General features: G+C 67.3%; 17 protein-coding genes. 13 read left to right on the forward strand and 4 right to left on the reverse strand.

The annotated features are described in order from the left end of the window. The first annotated feature begins 29 nt into the window (after positions 1–29). On the forward strand, positions 30–1,784 hold the full coding sequence (locus tag ACVOKU_RS04970) for a peptide MFS transporter (RefSeq protein WP_481559296.1): 1,755 nt from the start codon (positions 30–32) through the stop codon (positions 1,782–1,784). 45 nt (positions 1,785–1,829) lie between these two features. Here the strand turns inward: ACVOKU_RS04970 and ACVOKU_RS04975 are convergent, their stop codons facing one another. Then, complete coding sequence (locus ACVOKU_RS04975) at positions 1,830–3,818, reverse strand: alpha/beta hydrolase family protein (RefSeq protein WP_481559297.1); 1,989 nt, start codon at positions 3,816–3,818, stop codon at positions 1,830–1,832. Between the two features lie 163 nt (positions 3,819–3,981). Further along, positions 3,982–4,617 carry a LysE/ArgO family amino acid transporter gene (locus ACVOKU_RS04980; RefSeq protein WP_053516190.1) on the reverse strand — a complete coding sequence of 212 codons (636 nt, stop codon included), beginning with the start codon at positions 4,615–4,617 and terminating at the stop codon, positions 3,982–3,984. A gap of 137 nt (positions 4,618–4,754) precedes the next feature. Between ACVOKU_RS04980 and ACVOKU_RS04985 the strand changes: the two genes are divergently transcribed. The 3 genes from ACVOKU_RS04985 (at position 4,755) to ACVOKU_RS04995 (ending at position 6,803) form a co-directional block, all read left to right on the forward strand. Then, on the forward strand, positions 4,755–5,660 hold the full coding sequence (locus ACVOKU_RS04985) for a LysR family transcriptional regulator ArgP (RefSeq protein WP_053516191.1): 906 nt from the start codon (positions 4,755–4,757) through the stop codon (positions 5,658–5,660). Between the two features lie 67 nt (positions 5,661–5,727). Beyond that, on the forward strand, positions 5,728–6,312 hold the full coding sequence (locus ACVOKU_RS04990; protein ID WP_481559298.1) for a hypothetical protein: 585 nt from the start codon (positions 5,728–5,730) through the stop codon (positions 6,310–6,312). Positions 6,313–6,356: 44 nt separating this feature from the next. Then, complete coding sequence (locus tag ACVOKU_RS04995; RefSeq protein ID WP_481559299.1) at positions 6,357–6,803, forward strand: N-acetyltransferase family protein; 447 nt, start codon at positions 6,357–6,359, stop codon at positions 6,801–6,803. A gap of 27 nt (positions 6,804–6,830) precedes the next feature. Here the strand turns inward: ACVOKU_RS04995 and ACVOKU_RS05000 are convergent, their stop codons facing one another. Both ACVOKU_RS05000 and ACVOKU_RS05005 read right to left on the reverse strand, forming a co-directional pair. Further along, positions 6,831–7,238, reverse strand: coding sequence for a hypothetical protein (locus tag ACVOKU_RS05000; protein WP_481559300.1), 408 nt, complete (start codon positions 7,236–7,238; stop codon positions 6,831–6,833). Positions 7,239–7,303: 65 nt separating this feature from the next. Continuing rightward, positions 7,304–8,419 carry a PAAR domain-containing protein gene (locus ACVOKU_RS05005; RefSeq protein WP_481559301.1) on the reverse strand — a complete coding sequence of 372 codons (1,116 nt, stop codon included), beginning with the start codon at positions 8,417–8,419 and terminating at the stop codon, positions 7,304–7,306. 214 nt (positions 8,420–8,633) lie between these two features. Here ACVOKU_RS05005 and mqo point away from each other — a divergent pair, with 214 nt between their 5' ends. From mqo to mdcH, 9 genes are all read left to right on the forward strand, one after another. Beyond that, entirely contained in the window at positions 8,634–10,337 is a 1,704-nt protein-coding gene (gene mqo, locus ACVOKU_RS05010) for a malate dehydrogenase (quinone) (RefSeq protein ID WP_481559302.1), read from the forward strand. A gap of 266 nt (positions 10,338–10,603) precedes the next feature. Then, positions 10,604–12,793 (forward strand): TonB-dependent siderophore receptor, encoded by a 2,190-nt coding sequence (locus ACVOKU_RS05015; protein WP_053516245.1) that lies wholly within the window; start codon positions 10,604–10,606, stop codon positions 12,791–12,793. Between the two features lie 131 nt (positions 12,794–12,924). Further along, on the forward strand, positions 12,925–14,568 hold the full coding sequence (gene mdcA / locus ACVOKU_RS05020) for a malonate decarboxylase subunit alpha (protein WP_481559303.1): 1,644 nt from the start codon (positions 12,925–12,927) through the stop codon (positions 14,566–14,568). A 10-nt stretch (positions 14,569–14,578) separates the two neighbouring features. Further along, the gene (gene mdcC, locus ACVOKU_RS05025; protein WP_053516201.1) at positions 14,579–14,899 is read left to right on the forward strand and encodes a malonate decarboxylase acyl carrier protein; all 321 of its coding nucleotides are present in this window, start codon (positions 14,579–14,581) and stop codon (positions 14,897–14,899) included. Beyond that, complete coding sequence (locus ACVOKU_RS05030) at positions 14,896–15,804, forward strand: biotin-independent malonate decarboxylase subunit beta (protein ID WP_481559304.1); 909 nt, start codon at positions 14,896–14,898, stop codon at positions 15,802–15,804. The genes mdcC and ACVOKU_RS05030 overlap by 4 nt, the downstream gene beginning before the upstream one ends. Then, on the forward strand, positions 15,801–16,511 hold the full coding sequence (mdcE, locus tag ACVOKU_RS05035; protein ID WP_481559305.1) for a biotin-independent malonate decarboxylase subunit gamma: 711 nt from the start codon (positions 15,801–15,803) through the stop codon (positions 16,509–16,511). The genes ACVOKU_RS05030 and mdcE overlap by 4 nt, the downstream gene beginning before the upstream one ends. Next, positions 16,504–17,145 (forward strand): malonate decarboxylase holo-[acyl-carrier-protein] synthase, encoded by a 642-nt coding sequence (mdcG, locus tag ACVOKU_RS05040; protein WP_481559306.1) that lies wholly within the window; start codon positions 16,504–16,506, stop codon positions 17,143–17,145. Before mdcE ends, mdcG begins: the two co-directional genes overlap by 8 nt. Beyond that, positions 17,142–17,999, forward strand: coding sequence for a triphosphoribosyl-dephospho-CoA synthase MdcB (gene mdcB, locus ACVOKU_RS05045; RefSeq protein WP_481559307.1), 858 nt, complete (start codon positions 17,142–17,144; stop codon positions 17,997–17,999). Before mdcG ends, mdcB begins: the two co-directional genes overlap by 4 nt. After that, entirely contained in the window at positions 17,996–18,916 is a 921-nt protein-coding gene (gene mdcH, locus ACVOKU_RS05050) for a malonate decarboxylase subunit epsilon (RefSeq protein WP_065182382.1), read from the forward strand. Before mdcB ends, mdcH begins: the two co-directional genes overlap by 4 nt. The last annotated feature ends 6 nt before the right edge of the window (positions 18,917–18,922 follow it).

Genomic DNA, 18,922 nt, shown 5'->3' on the forward strand with positions numbered 1-18,922 from the left:
TCGCGCCCTTTCCGCAGTGCCCGCCGTCGATGACCGTTGCCGCTCCCGCTTCCGACGACTTCCTTGGCCACCCCAAGGGCGTCTACGTCTGCTTCTTCACCGAGATGTGGGAGCGCTTCTCCTTCTATGGCATGAAGGCGCTGCTGCTGCTGTACCTGACCAAGTACCACCTGTTCGGCGACAAGGCCGGACTGGACCTGCTGGGCGCCTACGGTGGCCTGGTGTACTGCGTACCGGTGTTCGGCGGCATGCTGGCCGATCGCTGGCTGGGCATGCGCCGTGCAGTGCTGTTCGGCGGCATCCTGCTGGTGCTGGGCCATCTCGGCATGGCCTTCGAAGGCCACGCGGCGTACAGGGTCAACGGTGAAGTGGTGCGCGACACCTCGGCGCTGGCGGTGACCTATCTGTCGCTGGCGCTGATCATCATGGGCGTGGGCTTCCTCAAGCCGAACATCTCCACCATCGTCGGCAAGCTGTACGCCAAGGACGATCCGCGCCGCGACTCGGGCTTCTCGTTGTTCTATGCCGGCATCAACCTCGGGGCGCTGTTCTCGTCGCTGGTGTGCGGCTTCCTTGGCGAGGCTTATGGCTGGAAGTATGGCTTCGGCGCGGCGGGCATCGGCATGTTGGCCGGGCTGGCGATGTTCCTGTGGGGGCAGAAGTACCTGCACGGGCATGCCGAGCCGCCGCAGCCAGCCGCGCTGAAACAGCGGGTGCTCGGCCTGCCGCGTGAATGGCTGATCTACCTGTGCGCGGTGCTCGCGATGCTGCCACTGGCGTGGCTGATGTGGGCCGCCGGTAACGGTGCGTTCGCTCTGGGCGGTGAGATCAGCCTGGCGCTGATGCTGATGCTGGTGGTGCTGGGGGGCGTGCTGGTCTGGTTCGCCTGGTTCACCGGCAGCCAGTGCACGCCGGTGCAGCGCCAGCAGATGATCGCGCTGATGGTGCTGATTTTCCTGGCGCTGGTGTTCTTCACCCTGTACGAGCAGTCCTATGGCTCGTGGGTGACGTTCACCGATCGCCTGCTGACCAAGGACATCGTTCCCTCGCTGGTGATCACCGACGGCACGCCGCTGCCCTGGTCAATCCTGTCGTTGCTGCTGGCGCCGCTGGGCTTCGTGGTCAGCGCGCGCCTGACCGAGCGTCGGCCGGGTTCGGCCGCGCCGCGCCGGTTCTTCATTGCCATCGTCGCGCTGATGCTGGTCCTGCTGGTGCGCGACTGCCTGGTGATTCCGCAGACCGCCGGCTCCCTGACCTATCTGGGCGGACTGTTCCTGGTGCTGCTGGCGCCGGCTTTCGCCGCCCTCTGGACCTGGATGGACCGTCGCGGCTGGGAGCCGGGCAAGCCGGTCAAATCCGCCTGGGGCCTGGTGATCGGCGCGCTCTCGTTCGTCCCGCTCGCATTGGCCGCACAGCAGGTCGGCGCCACCGGCGAGATGGCCAGCGTGTGGTGGCTGGTCCTGGCCTACTTCCTGTTGGCCAGTGGTGAGATGTGCCTGTCGCCGGTGGGCCTGTCGGCCGTCACGCAGCTGGCCGTGCCGCGGGTGATGAGCCTGATGATGGGCACCTGGTTCCTGGCCACAGCCTTCTCCGAGACGCTTGCCGCGCTGTTCGGCAAGCTGGCGGCCATCGATGTGCCCGAAGGCGGCACGCTGGACATGGCGGCGGCGGCCGGTGCGTATGCGCACCTGTTCTGGCTGCTGATGTGGATCGGCCTGGGCTGCGCCCTGCTGGCCTTCATCGCCGCGCCGCTGCTGAAGCGGATGATGCACGGGGTCAGGTAACTGCACTGCGCGGCGGCGGATCGTGGATCCGCCGCCGCTCTGCGTTTACGGCGCCTTGCCCTTCCCTGCCGGCGCCGATGCCTGGGCGGTCTTGCCTCCCAGGCTGCGCGACAGGAATGCGAGCAGCTTGTCGTAGTACTCGGTGCGATGGGCCAGGGTGTAGAAGCCGTGGCCCTCGGTCTTGTAGTACAGGCTTTCCACCGGCGTCCCGGCACGCTTCAGTGCCGCTTCCATGCGCTCGGTGTGCTGGATCGGCGCACGCTTGTCTTCGCCACCGGCCGCGAGGAACACCGGCACCTTGATCTGCGTGGCCAGGTTCACCGGCGAAACCGCGCCCAGCTTGGCCGGATCACCCAGCCATTCGCGCAGGAAGGTCACGCCCGAGTCGCGCTCCTGCACATCGCCGCGGGCGAACATCAGCGGCAGGTCGTACACGCCGACATAGCCGGCCGCGCACTGGTACAGCCCCTGTTCGCGGGCAGCGCCCATCATCGCGGCGTAGGCCCCGTAACTGGCACCGTAGATGCAGATGCGTCTGGCATCGGCGATCCCCTGCGCGATCGCCCAGCGGGTGGCGTCGGTGACGTCATCCTGCATCGCGGCGCCCCATTGCTGGGCGCCGGCCTGGGCATGCGCACGGCCATAGTTCCCCGAGCCACGGAAGTTGACCTGCAGTACGGCGTAGCCGGCGGCGGCCAATATCTGCGTCTGGCGGTCGTACTGTCCATTGTCGAACACGTGGAACGGCCCACCGTGCGGCATCACCACCATCGGCAGGTTGCGTCCGTCGCTGCCGGAGGGCACGGTGAGGAAGCCGTGCAGCGGCAGTCCGTCGCGCGCCTTGAGTGCCACCGGACGCACCGTTGCACTGCGATCGATGTCGATCCAGTCGCTGCGGCTGATCAGGTGCTCAGCCTTGCGGGCCTCCGTGTCGTACACATAGAAGTCGCCGGGATTGGTGCCTGACCAGGTCTCCACCAGCACCACGCGGCCATCCCGGGTACTGGAGGTGATGTAGACCGCCCCCCCGAAGGCCGCCTCCAGGCTGCGGTACAGGCGCGCCTCCGGCGACTTCTCGTCGAAGAACCGGGTCCGTGGTGTGTCGCCCATGTACAGGGCGCCCACCGGCACGTGGGTGCCGGGCTGGCGGATGATGCGGTACGGATCGACCACCTCGTCACGCAGCACGACAGCGCGCTCGCCGGTCTGCGGATTCCAGCTGACGATGGCATCCGGCCCCTGCGCCTGCTCGGCCTGCAGGTACGCCAGGCTGCCATCGGCGGAGAAGCCGATCGCGGTCTCGATGCGCGTGCTCACCGCCTCATCGTTGATCATCTTCCAGCTGTCACCCGTTCGCTCGCGGTAGTACAGCTTGTTGACATTGTCGCTGCCGGCACCGTGGACGAACCGGACTTCGCCCTGGCCGTCGGTGGTGAACTCACCGCGCCGCACCGGCGAGGAAGCCATGCGCGAGCGCCTGCCGCTGACCACGTCCATGCGTTCGACGCGGGTGAACGGATCCTCCGCGAACGGCCATACCGTGACCAGCACGTTGCGTTCGTCGCCGGGCAGATCATCGGCCAGGAACGCCGCGACCGCCTCGACTTTCTTCGGCTGGATGCGGGTACCCGGGCCCTTGCTTTCGACGCGGTAACCGACCAGCAGCTCGCCGCGGTTGCCGTTGGCATCGATGGCGTAGAGCTCGCCGGTGGGGTTGGGCTCATCGAGCGCGCCCCACTTCTCGGCCAGGCCGATCAACAGCCGTTCGTTGCTGACCCAGTCGAACTCGTGGGCATGGTTCTTCTGCGGCGGGCGGAAGCTGCCCACGAGCTTCTTGTCGGCCAGCCGCATCACCGCGATCGAGGTGCTGTTCTCCATCGGCACGGTGGCAGCGACATACTCGCCCCCCGGCGATATCTTGATGTCGGTGAAGGTCTCCTGGCGCAGGAACTGCGTCAGGTCCACCGCCCATGCGCTGCCCGCGGCAACGCTACCCACGACGACCAGTGCGGCCGTCAACATCGTCCTGCGCATCCTTCCCCCTGCTCCAATGGACACCTTGTCCTGTACACGGATTCTAGGCAGGCGCCGTCTGTCCCGCCAGAGCCGGAAAAGACGACGGCACCGTTGCCGGTGCCGTCGTTGCCACTGCCTTGGAGAGAGAGTCAGGACGTGGGTTCGGGGGGCGTGCGCCGGGTCAGTGGACCCCGCGCACCGCCAGGGTGAGGGCCAGGATGCTGAGGATCACCGCAATGGTGCCGTCAAGCACACGCCAGGTGCTGGGCTTGGTGAACAGCGGCGCCAGCAGGCGCGCACCGAGACCCTGCGCGGTCAGCCACAGGCAGCTCGCGGTGACCACGCCGGCCGCGAAGGCCATGCGTGCGTGGCCGAAGTTCTCGGCAATGGAGCCGATGACCATCATGTCCAGCCAGAAGTGCGGGTTGATCAGCGAAAAGCCGACCGCCGCCATCAGCACCGCGCGGCGGCTGCCGTCGTCGCTGTCGGCTTCACCCATGCCACCGCCACCGGCAATGGCGCGGCGCGCCGACTTCATCGCGTACCAGGCCAGGAAAGCCACGCCGGTCCACAGCACGGCCGAGGTCAGCCACGGCAGCGCCGAGGTCAACGTGCGCAGGCCGGCCACGCTGGCGAAGATGAAGAACGCATCGATGGCCGCGCATGTGGCGACCACCGGCACGATGTGCTTGCGCAGGATGCCCTGGCGCAGGATGAAGGCGCTCTGGGCACCGACCACGGCGAACAGGCCGATGCCGGTGGCTGCACCAGAGAACCAGGCACCGAGGCCGGTGCCGGCGGAGATGACCGAAAACATGGGATTCACTGCCTTGTCTTGCTGGGGGACGGTGCCTCGCGAAGGCGGACAGCACCGGGTACGGGCGCCATTGTCGCGCCGCAACATAGAAAAGACGAGCTAAACTTCCTAAACCAACATTAGCGGAACTTAATACAATGCGCATCGACCATGCCCAGCTGCGCGCGCTCGCCGCCGTGATCCGCGAAGGCAGCTTTGATCGCGCGGCGCAGTCGCTCAATGTCACCCCCTCCGCCATCTCGCAGCGGGTCAAGGCGCTGGAGGATCGTGTCGGACGCCTTCTGGTGAAGCGTGGCGCCCCCGCCACTGCCACCGCCGAAGGCCAGGTGCTGGTGCAGCTGGCCGAGCAGACGGCCCTGCTCGAGCATGACGCCCTGCACCGGATGGGCCTGGCCGATGAGGATCTGCCCCAGGCCAGCATCCCGGTGGCGGTGAACCACGACAGCCTGGAAACCTGGTTTCCGCAGGCGGCGCAGCAGTTCGCACTGGGTACCGGCACTACGCTGGACCTGCGCGTGGAAGACCAGGACCACACCGTGGAGCTGCTGCGGCAAGGCACGGTGCTCGGCGCGGTGACCACCCTGGACGAGCCGGTGCAGGGCTGCCAGATCCATGCACTCGGCAGCATCCGTTACGCGGCCACCTGCACGCCGGAGTTCCGCGAACGGCACTTCGCCAAGGGCGTGACCGCGCAGGCGCTGGCGCAGGCACCAGTACTGGTGTTCAACCGCAAGGACGAAATGCAGTCGCGCTTTGCCCGGCGCATGGCCGGCGACGACCTGCCCAGTACCGCGCCGACGTGGTGGATTCCTTCCACCCGTGCCTTCGTGCAGGCCAACCTGGGCGGCATGGGCTGGACCATGAACCCCCTGCCGCTGGTCAAGCGGCACCTGGATGCCGGCCGCCTGGTCTACGTGCGACAGCGCGCGTGGGAGGACGTGCCGCTGTACTGGCAGCACTGGAAGGGCGATGTTCAGACCATGGCCCTGCTGACCCGCGCGGTGCTGGAGGCATCCTCGACGCTGGTGCGGCGCAGGCGCTGACGCCATATGCATCCCCTCCACAGCGGGCATGCCTCTACTGTGCGGAATCCGATGACAGGACGGGCCGATGCAGACCGATCCGCTGTTCCTGCATATCCGCGTAGTGATGGGCATCATCCTGGGCCTGTCGATCACGACCCTGCTGAAAGGGATTGCGCAGATCATCGAGCATCCCCAGCGACGCGGCTGCTCGGCACTCCATCTGTGCTGGGTGGCATGGACGCTGGTGTCGCTGGTCACCTTCTGGTGGTGGGAGTTCCGCCTGATCGAAGTCCACCGCTGGACGTTCGAGACCTATCTGTTCGTGATCTGCTACTGCGCGACCTGGTTCCTGCTCTGCGCCCTGTTGTTCCCGGATGACCTGCGCGACTACGGCAGCTACGGCAATTACCTGATGCAGCGCCGACGCTGGATATTCGGCGTGATCGGCGCGCTGACGCTGCTGGATCTGGTGGACACCGCGATCAAGGGCACGAGCCGGTGGCATCTGCTGGGCGCGGCGTATTCGGTCCACACCCTGCTGATGCTGCTGGTGGTCCTGCTGGGCTGGAAACTGCACTCCAGCCGGGCACAGCTGCGACTGGCCGCGGCCACCCTGCTCTACCAGATCGGCTATTTCACCGCCGAATATTTCACGATCGGCAGCGATTGAACGAGACGGGCAGTTCCTTCAGCGCCCGGTCACAAGGAGGTGCCATGACCATCCGTTACCGCGATGCCCACCCCGACGATGCCGCCGCCTGCATCGACCTGCGCGGGCGTACCCGCGAGAATGCCTTCAGTGCAGCGCAGCTGGCCGAGCTGGGCATCACGACGCAGAGCTGGGCCGAAGGCATCTGCAACGGACATTTCATCGGACGCATCGCCTGCGACGGCGAGCGCATGGCCGGCTACGGGTTTGCCGACCGCGAAAGCGGCGAGGTGCTGGTTCTGGCCCTGCTGCCGGAGTACGAGAATCTGGGCATCGGCCGACGTCTGCTGCAGGATGTGGTCAGCCTGGCCCGGGATGCCGGTCACCACCGGCTGTTCCTTGCGTGCTCGGCCGACCCGCGCTCGCGCTCGCATGGCTTCTACCGCCATCTCGGCTGGTGCCCGACGGGCGAGATCGACGAAACCGGCGACGAGATTCTCGAACTGCGTTGACCCCAAGCGGAGTGCCGGCCGCTGCGGTCAGTCGGCGTCGACCACGTGCAGCTGCGCCTGGACCACCTGCGCCTCGGCGCCGGTGGAACCGGGTGTCAGATTGATCGAGAACTGCAGGGTCACATCCATCGGGCGCAGGGCGAAGCGTGTCAGCTCCTGCGGCTTGATCGGGAAACCGATGCGCAGGGACTGGCCCGCGCGCAGCTCCTGCATCTGCTGCCGCAGCGCGGCCGAGGCCATGCCGCTGCGCAACGCCGTGGTCTTCTCGGAGTGGTTGTCCTTCACCCTGACCGACGGGCCACGGCTGCGGATGTACTCCAGCGGCAGCGACACAGGCGCGCTGCCGCTGTTGCGCAGTTCCAGTTCGACGTTGAGGGTGTCGCCGCGGAAACGGCACTGGGCATCGTCCACGCAGCGCGCATGAAGTTCGATCATGGGAGGAAGCTCCTTGCTGTGGGCCGGCAGCGCTGCGGCAGCGGCAAAAGTGGCAATCAACGAAATCACTTGACGGTGCATGTTATCTCCCGGCCGATTTCCCGGCTCAGCAGTTCACGTACTTCCCGCGCGATGTTCCAGGCATGACGCGGCCGGGTCACCGCGCAGTCCACGGAATTCATGATGGTCGCCGCCGGATCGGTCAGCTCACGGGAATCCGGAACGGCAACCAGCACCTCCGGATCCAGAGTGCCATCGGGCTGGACGTAACGCACGGTCTCTTCGTCCGGGTCGTTGTACGAATACTCGTCCGGCACGCCCAGGGTGTGGGCAAACTCGTGGGCGAAGGTCCAGGCCGTGGTCGACACGGAGACGTCGATATCCGGGAACTCCACCTGCTCGCGGTCATAGGTGCGATGAACGATCAGCCTGTAGTCGCTGCCGCCCTGCACCCAGCGCACTTCGTAACGGATCGGGAAGCTGCGGGTGCCACACGCGGGATCATGGACGTCCAGGGTGAACCGGCCGTTCCAGAACTGATCGATGCCGCGCTCCATGCGCGCCTTGACCGCCGCTACCTCGGCAGCGGTGACGCCGGGCTTGGGCATCACCTGCACCCTGATCGACACCACCACCTCGCCTTGGGCCTGCAGCGGAATCTCGATGCGGTAGCTGACCTGGAAAGGATAGTCATGCTTGTCGCCATTGACGTCATAGGCTTCGTAGTAGCGCCCGTCCACGTCACGGTCGATCTGCGCATCATGATCCGCCACCCAGCACTGCGGCGCGTTCTCGTCGCGCACGGCGGTGCCGGGCGCTGCGAAGGGAGGTGTCTGCAGGGCCGGCTTCAACAACGGCGCGACGATCGCTGCGATCGCCGCCACTCCGGCGCCTGCACCTGCGCGCCCTCCACCGCCGGCCACCACGTGGGCGCGCTGCTGCTTGCCCGATACCAGTGCGCAACCGCAGCTGGCCCTGTCGCCGTCGCGGGCGACCGGCTGGCCATCGATGACCAGGGTGGCATCGCCGGAAACGATCGAACCCGGACCATGGCGTGCACAGATGACACGGTCGCCGACACGCGCCACGGCGCGCCCTTCGATATCGGTATGCGGGGAACCTGTAAGGACCGAACCGCCCGTCTGCAGGGCGTCACCCACCACGATCAGCATCCGTGACATCGTTGCGCGGCCCCTCCGTGGCCGGTGGTCGTTCTGGAATCAGCCGACAAGTCTACCCCGGAGCGACCGCCGGCAGGATGATGCATTGCACAAAAACCGGACCCATTCCGGGTAGAATCCTCTGCAAGGATGCTGCAAGGCGTTGTTTCTTCACGCCCTTCCCCTGCCCAGCGCGCATCCTGATCTCCTCCCCTCCGCCAACGATCCCGCCCCCATGAAGAAATTTGGCAAGGCCCTGCTCGCCCTGCTCGTGCTGTTCCTGCTGGCTGCCGCCGTGTTCCTGTACTGGCCGCTGACCCAGCGCTCCGTACCCGCCGCCAGCAACGACAAGCCTGTCGACGTTGTGCTGGTCGGCGCCGGCATCATGAGCATCACCCTGGCCACCTACCTGCAGGAACTGCAGCCGGACTGGAACATCCAGGTCTACGAACGCCTCGACGGCGTCGCCGGCGAAAGCTCCGACGGCTGGAACAACGCCGGCACCGGCCACTCGGCATTCGCCGAGCTGAACTACACCCCGGAACTGCCCGACGGCAGCATCGAGACCAAGCGTGCGGTCGGCATCGCCGAATCGTTCGAGGTCTCGCGCCAGTTCTGGTCGCACCAGGTGAAGGAAGGCCGGCTCAGCGAGCCCAGCGACTTCATCAACCCCACGCCGCACATGAGCTTCGTCTGGGGCGATGACAACATCGCCTACCTGCACAAGCGCCAGCAGGCGCTGGTGAAGAACCCGCTGTTCTACGGCATGCAGTACTCGGAAGACCCGGCACAGATCCGGCAGTGGGCTCCGCTGATGATGGAAGGCCGCGATCCGAAGCAGAAGGTCGCTGCAACCTGGATGCCACTGGGTACCGACGTCAACTTCGGCGTGATCACCCGCCAGTTGACCGCCGGCCTGCAGCGCAGTCCGAACTTCAGCCTGCACCTGAACCACGAAGTCTCGGCACTGCGGCAGAACGCGGACAAGAGCTGGAACGTCACGGTGAAGGACCTCAAGGCCGGCACCGAGAGCACCACCCACGCCCGCTTCGTGTTCATCGGTGCCGGCGGCGCCGCGCTGAAGCTGCTGCAGATGTCAGGCATTCCCGAGTCGAAGGACTACGCCGGATTCCCCGTGGGCGGCCAGTTCCTCGCCTTCCAGGGCCAGGACGTGACCTCGCGCCATGGCGTCAAGGCCTATGGCATGGCCGAGACCGGTTCGCCGCCGATGTCGGTGCCGCACCTGGATGCGCGCAAGCTGGACGGCAAGCCGGTGGTCCTGTTCGGACCGTTCGCGCTGTACAGCACCAAGTTCCTCAAGCACGGCTCGTGGTGGGACCTGTACTCGTCGGTGACCCACAACAATGTTGCGCCGATGCTGGAAGTGGGCAAGGACAACCTGGACCTGGTGCAGTACCTGATGAGCCAGGCGCGCCTGAATGATGCCGACCGCCAGGCCGAACTGGTCAAGTACTTCCCCAATGCCAAGCCGGGCGACTGGAAGCTGGTCACCGCCGGCCAGCGCGTGCAGATCATCAAGCGCGATCCGTTGAAGGGTGCGGTGCTGCAGTTCGGTACCGAGATCGTGACCGACAAGGACCACACCATCGCTGCGCTGCTGGGCGCTTCGCCCGGTGCCTCGACGTCGCCGCCGATCATGCTGGATCTGATGGCCAAGGCCTTCCCCGAGCAGATGAAGGCCGGCTGGGAAGCCCGCCTGCGTGAGATCGTGCCCTCCTACGGGCGCAAGCTCAACGACAGTGCGGCACTGGTCAACGAGATTCGTTCGATGACCAGCCAGACCCTGAAGCTGCCCTACCTGGAAGTGCCGGCCGATGCCACGGCTGCACCGGCCACACCGCCGGCGCCGACGCCGACGCCGACGCCGACGCCGGGCAAGGAAAAGCGCAACGCCAACGAGGAACTGCAGGCACTCTGAGCCCGGGTCTTCGATGACACCTACGGACGGCCACCTTCGGGTGGCCGTTTGCATTCAGGGGGCCTGGCTCTGCCGGGGTTCGTGGCGTGCGTCCCAGGCATCGACCAGGCCGGGCGAATTGTAATGTTGTTAAGAACGATTTACATTTGCGCCTCGCGCGGACCGCCCGCGCTCACCAGACGGACCTGACCCAGCCCGAAGCCGCCGCCCCGGGTACCGCCCGGCTGTTGCCGCCCTTCCGACTCTCCCGCATCGAGCCCACCAAGATGTCCCTGCACTCCCCTACCCGCCCGCTCCGTCGCGCGCTGCTGCCGGCCGCGCTGCTCGCATCCCTGGCCCTGTCGACACCGTCAGCGTTCGCCGCCGGCGATGCCGCAGCCGATGCCAAGACCCTGGACCGCGTCAGCGTACGCGCCGACCAGGCTGCGCCGCCCTCAAGCAGCACCCGCCTGCCGATCACCCTGCAGGAAACGCCGCAGTCGGCCACGGCCATCAGCCTGCAGCGCCTGCAGGACGAATCGCTGTTCAGCATCAACGACGTGCTGCGCAACGTCACCGGCGTCAGCGTGTCCTTCTATGACACCCAGCGCCCGCTGTACTACGCCCGCGGCTTTGCCATCACGGACTTCCAGGTCGATGGCATTCCCACCTACAGCGGCTCCACCAACCAGGAATACGACACCGCCTTCTATGACCGCATCGAAGTGATCCGCGGTGCCAACGGCCTGCTCAGCGGCGCGGGGGTGCCTTCGGCCACGGTCAACCTGCTGCGCAAGCGCCCCGGCAAGGACTTCGACGCCTCGTTCTCGGTGAGCGCCGGCAGCTGGGACTACCGGCGCATGGAGGCCGACGTCACCGCGCCGCTGACCGCAGATGGCCGGTTCCGCAGCCGCGTGGTCGCCGCCTATACCGATCGTGATTTCTATTACGACCGCTACAAGGAGAACAAGATGGCCGGCATGGCGGTGCTGGAGGGCGACCTGACCGACAGCACCACGGTCACCCTCGGCTACCAGACCCAGGACAACAACCCGGTCGGTTCGACCTGGGGTACCGTGCCGTTCTTCGACAGCCGCGGCGACTTCGCGCACCTGCCGCGCTCGACCAACCTGGCACCGAAATGGAGCTACTGGCAGCGCGAGACCAGCACGGTGTTCGCCAACCTGGAGCAGCGCTTCGGCGAGGACTGGCTGCTGAAGATCAACACCGCCCACACCCGTGGCAATGTGCAGAACATGCGCCTGTACGGCACCGGCAATCCCGATCCGGCCACCGGTGCGGGCATCTACCTGCGCACTGCCGCTGGCGACTCCGAGGACACCCGCCGCAACATCGATGCCTACCTGACCGGCACGTTCCCGCTGTTCGGCCGCGAGCATGACGTCACCCTGGGTGCCCAGTGGTCCGATCTGGAAGGCACCACCCACACTGTTGCCCTGAACTACCCGCGCGACTGGGCCACCTGCGGCCGCGAACGCTGCTACTACATCCCCAACGTGTACGACTGGAACGGCGACATCTCCGAGGTGACCTACACCCGTACCGGCGCGCGCCGCGTGCAGAAGACCACGCAGAGCGGCGTCTACCTGGCCGCGCGCCTGCGCCTGGCCGATCCGCTGTCGTTGATCGCGGGTGCGCGCCTGAGCCGCTGGGAAACCCTCAGCCGCTCCTACAGCGTGGCCGGTGCGTATACCGGGACCAGCGGGGCCTACAAGGTCAGTGATGAAGTGACCCCGTACGTGGGACTGGTCTACGACGTCACGCCGCAGTTCTCGGTCTATGCCAGCTACACCGAGATCTTCAACCCGCAGAACTTCAAGGACCGCAACGAGAACCTGCTGGCGCCGGTGCAGGGCTCGAATCTGGAAGCGGGCATCAAGACGCAGTGGTTCGATGGGCGACTGACCGCCAACGCCGCTGTGTTCGAGGCCAAGCAGGACAACTATGCCGTGCGCGACATGGGAGTGCCGGAAGGCTCGCTCAGCGATGGCACCTCGGCCTACATCGGCGTCAACGGCACCAAGTCGCGTGGCTGGGAAATGGACGTCAACGGCGAGATCCTGCCGGGCTGGACGGTCAACGCCGGCTTCACCCATGTCAAAGTGACCCGCGCCGCCACCGACCTGCTGTACGCCAACCCGCCCGAAGACCTGCTGCAGCTCAACACGCAGGTGCGCCTGCGCGGTGCACTGGAACGCCTGAGCCTGGGCGCCGGCGTGCAATGGCAGAGCAAGGTGCAGGGCTACAACATCCCCTACCCGCTGGGCGGCACGGTAACCGTGAACCAGCCGGCCTACACGCTCGTGCAGTTCAACGCCAACTACCGCATCAGCGACAACTGGACGGCAACGCTGAGCGTGCGCAACGCGCTGGACAAGACCTACTGGGCGAACCTGGACTACAACAACTACGGCGAACCGCGCTTCGTCGCCGCCAGCCTGCGCTGGAAGTTCTGAGAACGACCCGCTGAAAGCCTGCAACCTGAATGGGCCCGCCATTGGCGGGCCCTTCTTTTTGCTGCGGTGCAGGTTGCGTCGCCTACCGTAATTATGGCGTAATTATCTCAACGCCAATCGGAAGCCGGTCGATGAACCCGAGCTGGGACACGCTGGAACGCAGCCGCCAGGCACGTCTGCAGCGGGCTGCGCCCTGGAGCAGAGGCCGTGCAGTGGCCGCCGACGATGTGGGCGAGCTGCTGCACGCCCTGCTTGAACCCGGCGACAAGGTCTGCCTCGAGGGCAACAACCAGAAGCAGGCCGACTTCCTGGCCGAATGCCTTGCCGGGCTGGACCCCGCCCGCGTGCATGATCTGCACATGGTGCAGTCGGTGCTGTCGCTGCCCTCGCATCTGGACGTGTTCGAGCGGGGCATTGCCTCGAAGCTGGACTTTTCCTTCTCAGGCCCGCAATCGGTGCGGCTGGCCAACCTGGTGGCCGAAGGGCGGATCCAGATCGGGGCCATCCACACCTACCTGGAACTGTTCGGCCGCTACTTCATCGACCTCACGCCGCGCGTGGCACTGGTCGTAGCGCAGGCCGCCGACCGCGACGGCAACCTCTACACCGGGCCGAACACCGAAGACACGCCGGTGATCGTCGAGGCGGCCGCATTCCGTGGCGGCATCGTCATCGCCCAGGTCAACGAGATCGTCGACACCCTCCCCCGCGTCGATATCCCCGCCGACTGGGTCAACTTCGTCGTGCAGGCACCGCGCCCGAACCACATCGAACCCCTGTTCACCCGCGACCCGGCACAGATCTCCGAGATCCAGGTGCTGATGGCGATGATGGCGATCAAGGGCATCTACGCCGAATACGGTGTGAACCGGCTCAATCACGGCATCGGCTTCGACACGGCGGCGATCGAACTGCTGCTGCCGACCTATGCCGAATCGCTGGGCCTGAAGGGAAAGATCTGCCAGCACTGGGCGCTCAATCCGCATCCGGCACTGATTCCCGCGATCGAGTCGGGTTTCGTGAAGTCCGTGCACTCGTTCGGTTCGGAGCTGGGCATGGAGAAGTACATCGCCGCGCGCGGTGACGTGTTCTTCACCGGCGCCGATGGCTCGATGCGCTCCAACCGCGCGTTCTCGCAGACCGCCGGCCTGTATGCGTGCGACATGTTCATCGGCTCGACGCTGCAGGTCGACCTGCAGGGCAACAGTTCCACCGCCACCCGCGATCGCATCGCCGGCTTCGGTGGTGCGCCGAACATGGGCTCGGACGCACGCGGCCGCCGTCATGCCAGCGATGCCTGGATCAAAGCCGGCCAGCAGGCCGCACGCCCGGGCGAGATGCCACGCGGGCGCAAGCTGGTGGTACAGATGGTGGAGACCTTCCGCGAACACATGGCACCCGCGTTCGTTGACCGCCTCGATGCGTGGGCGCTGGCCGAGCGCGCTGGCATGCCACTGCCACCGGTGATGATCTACGGCGATGACGTGAGCCATGTGCTGACCGAGGAAGGCATCGCCAACCTGCTGCTGTGCCGCACCGCGGAAGAGCGCGAACAGGCGATCCGCGGCGTGGCCGGTTACACCAAGGTCGGCCTGGGCCGCGATCGCGCGATGGTGGAGAACCTGCGCGACCGCGGCGTGATCCAGCGACCGGAAGATCTCGGCATTTCGGTGCGCGACGCCAGTCGTGACCTGCTGGCCGCGCGCTCGGTGAAAGACCTGGTGCGCTGGTCCGGCGGTGTCTACGACCCGCCCAAGCGCTTCCGCAACTGGTAAGGGGCACGCGATGGAAACCCTCGACTATCGATTCGACGGAAGAACCCCGGTGCGGTTCCCGCACGACGCGGTGCTGGTGGGCGTGCTGGCGTCCGGCAATCTGGAAGTCCTGCTGGAACCTGCCGCGCAGGACGGCGCAATGACCGTACATGTCGTCACCGCCGCGCAGGGCTTCGGCACCATCTGGCAGGCGGTCATCGGTGATTTCGCCCGGCGGCATCCGCTGCGCGACGTGCGCGTATCGATCAACGATGCCGGTGCCACCCCGGCGGTGGTCAGCCTGCGCCTGGACCAGGCGGTGGAGACACTGCTCGCCGGAGAACCGCGATGAATCCGATGCAACGCCGCAGCTACCACGAGGCCGATGCCCGTGCCCGTATCGCCGGGCTGGTCGATGCCGGATCGTTCACCGAGTATCTCGGGCCGGCCCGGCGCGCCATGAGCCCGCACCTGGCACAGCTGGACCAACCCGCCGCGTTCGACGATGGCATCGTGGTCGGTGCGGCGTCGCTGCGTGGCAGGCGTGTGCTGATTGCTGCACAGCAGGGCGAGTTCATGGGGGGCGGTGTCGGCGAAGTGCATGGCGCCAAGCTGACCGGCCTGCTGCGCCGGGCCGCGCAACACGGGCCCGACGGTGTGCTGCTGCTGCTCGACACCGGCGGCGTGCGCCTGCATGAAGCCAATGCCGGCCTGATCGCCATCTCCGAGATCATGCGCGCAACCCTGGACGCGCGCGCCGCCGGCGTGCCGGTGGTGGCCCTCATCGGCAGCGGCAACGGCGCCTTCGGCGGCATGGGCATCGTCGCCCGTTGCTGCACCACGGTGATCATGTCCGAGGAAGGGCGACTGTCGCTGTCCGGGCCGGAAGTGATCGAGACCGTGCGCGGCGTAGAGGAGTTCGACTCGCGTGACCGTGCCCTCGTATGGCGGGTGACAGGCGGCAAGCACCGCTACTTCATCGACCAGGCGCAGGTTCTGGTTCCCGATGCCATCGATGCATTCGCCCAGGCCGCATTCGAGGCGCTGCAGCCAGACGCCGCCAGCGCAGACGCCGATGCCGCGCTGGCCGCGCTGCAGCAGCGACATGCCGCCCTGCAGGCCCGGGCAGAGGCCTGGGGGGACTGCCGCGATGGTCTGGAGATCTGGGCACGCCAGGGAATCGACGATCCCGAGCGCCTGCCGCTGCTGGACACCGACGCGTTCCTCGCCGCCACCGCCCACAGGAAACTGCCATGACCGCGCCGCTGCAGCCCCTGCTTGACGCGCTGTTCCCGCGCGGCCACGCCGTGACCGTGCACGATTCCGTGCTGACCGGAAGCGCCAGTACCGAAGATGGCGAGGTCACGGTCATCGGCACCACTGACAAGCTGGAAGTCGGTGTCGATCATGCGCTGGTGCTGGCGGCAACGGTACTGGCCAGCACTGCCGCACATCCGCAGCGACCGATCGTGATGCTGGTGGATACCGCAGGCCAGCGCCTGTCGCGCCGCGACGAACTGCTCGGCATCAACGGTTACTTCGCCCACCTTGCGCAATGCCTGGACGTGGCGCGACGACGCGGCGCACGGCTGGTGACCCTGGTCCATGGCGAGTCGGTCAGCGGTGGCTTCCTCTCGTTCGGCCTGATGGCGGACACCATCCATGCGCTGCCGGATGCCCAGGTCCGGGTGATGGATCTGCGGGCGATGGCTCGCGTGACCAAGCAACCGCTGGAAAAGCTGCAGGCGCTGAGCCTGACCTCGCCGGTGTTCGCACCCGGGGTGGAAAACTACGTGGCGATGGGTGCGGTGCGGTCGCTGTGGTCGGGCGAGCTGGCGCAGGCCTTGCTGGATGCCCTGCGCGCGCCGGCCGACGGCGACCACCGTGCCGCACTGGGTGCCGAACGGGGGGGCCGCCTGCAGGCGGCTGCCGTCGCGGGCGCGGTGGCCAACGGCGATGCCTGAGCGTCTGGCCCGCCACACGCTGGTCTGGTTGTCGGCCCACGCCGACTGGCGGGCCGATGTGGCTGCGCAGGAACCGCGGCTCGCCGCATGGTTCGCGCAGGGATTGCCGGCAATGGTTGCGCGACGCGCGGCAGACGACCCCGATTCCCGCCTGCGGCTGGGTGTGCCGTTGCCACCGGGCGAAGGCAAACAGCGGCTTGCACTGCGGGTGCCGCTGCAGGATGTACAGCGTCGGCAGGCGCCGCCGGCACTGAGCGACATCCTGGCGGCAGCCGTATGCCCCGCCTGGCAGGCACCGTTGCACGCTCTCGCCACGCTCGCGCCGGCCCGTGTGTTCGGCGCATTCGCCTGGCAGCACGTCACTGGCCTGCCCTATGTGCATGACCATTCCGATATCGACCTGCTCTGGGAGGTCCCGGATGCGGCGCGGGCTGATGCGCTGGTGACTCGGCTGCGGGCGTGGGAAGCGCAGCATCCGCAGCGGGTCGACGGCGAGCTGTGCCTGGCCCGCGGCGCTGCGGTGAACTGGCGCGAGTACGCCGGCAGCAGCCGTCAACTGCTGGTCAAACGCCTTGACGGTGCAGCCCTGGAAGCACGCCGCCGTCTTTTCGACGACACCGGGGTGGCCGCATGAACGCCGTCGCGCCGCGCCTTGCCGGCCGCAGCACCGCGCCCGACAGTGCACGCCTCGGCCGCCTGGCGATCGCCGCGCTGCATGCCGAACTTGCCTGTGCGCCCAAGCCCGGCCTGGTCACGCCGTTCGACAGCGGCAGCCATGACGACATGGATGCCGGTACGTTCCTGCGCAGCCTGTTTGCCCTGCGCCACTATTTCACTGCGGTTGCCCGCGATGGCGCCGCCGAAGCGCCGTTCCATCGGCTGCGCGGCCACGGCCTGGCCGCCGAAGCGGCGATGCTGCGCGCCACCGGCGGCGTCAACACCCACCGCGGCGCGATCTTCAGCCTGGGCTTGCTGGTGGCAGCATCGGCTTCGTGCCGCACGCGTCTGGGCCGAGCCGCGACAGGTGAACAGGTATGCCAGGCGGTCTGCCAATGGGCGGACGCCTTCGCCACCTCGCCCCTGGATGTGAACAGTCCGGGGCAGCGCGCGCGCGCCCGTCACGGCGTGCCCGGCGTGCGCGAGCAGGCGGCCGCTGGATATCCCCTGCTGCGTGGGCTGGCCCTGCCGGCACTGCGCCATGCGCTTGGCGCAGGGCTGCCACGCGAAGCTGCGCTGGCCCACACCCTGATGCATCTGGTCGCAGAGGTCGAGGATCTGAACCTGCTGCATCGGGGCGGTGTTGCCGGATTGCGCTGGGCCCAGCAGCAGGCACGCGGATTCCTCGACGCCGGCGGTGCCTTTGCCGCCGGCTGGCGACCCCGCCTGCAGGACATCGGCGATGCCTTCGTCGCACGCCGGCTCAGCCCGGGTGGCAGCGCCGATCTGCTGGCCTGCAGCGTCTTCCTGCTGTTGCAGGAGCAAGCGTGATGCTGGCCCTGCTCTGTCCGGGACAAGGTGCCCAGCATGCTGCGATGTTCGATCACGTGCGCGGCAACAACGCCGCGCATGGCGTGCTGCTCGCCGCCAGCGAGGTGCTGCAGCGCGACGTGTTCACCGCTGCTGCGGCCGAGGACCGGTTCGACAATGCGCAGGCACAACCGCTGCTGTGCGCGGCCAGTCTGGCGCAGTGGCACGCCCTGCGCGATGCATTGCCGGTGCCGACCGTGGTGGCCGGCTACAGCATCGGCGAACTGGCGGCGCATGCCATTGCCGGCACCTTCGACGCTGGCAGCTGCCTGGCCCTGTCGGCACAGCGCGCGCATCTGATGGACGGTGCCAGCGCGGCAGGCGCCGGCATGCTGGCGGTGCTGGGCCTGGATCGTACGACGTTGCAAGCGCTGTGCGATGCGCAGGGTACCCACATCGCCATCGTCAACGGCGAGGATCACTTCATTGTGGGAGGCATCCGGCACACCCTGCAGCCGCTGGCCGATGCGGCGCACGCGCTCGGTGCGCAGGTGCGTCCGTTGCCGGTCCACGTCGCTGCCCACACGCCCCTGCTGGCGGCTGCGGTGGCGCCCTTCGCCGCCGCGCTGGAGCGCTCGGGCATGCGGGCACCCCGCCTGCCGCTGCTGGCGGGCGTCGATGCACGGCCCGTGCGCGATGCCGCAACGGCGGTGCACAGCCTGTCGGCACAGCTGGCACAGACCATCGAGTGGGCACAGGTGATGCGGCAGGCCTTCGAGCGCGGCGCGCGGGTGTTCCTGCAGCTGGGCCCGGGCAATGCGCTCGCACGCATGGTCGCGCCGTCCTATCCCTGCTGCGAGTTCCGCGCGGTGGAAGAGTTCCAGAGCCTGCATGGCGCTGCGGCATGGGTCCGCAGTGCGCTGCAGCGCCTGCAGTAACGGGTT

Source organism: Stenotrophomonas sp. STEN147, assembly GCF_056757995.1.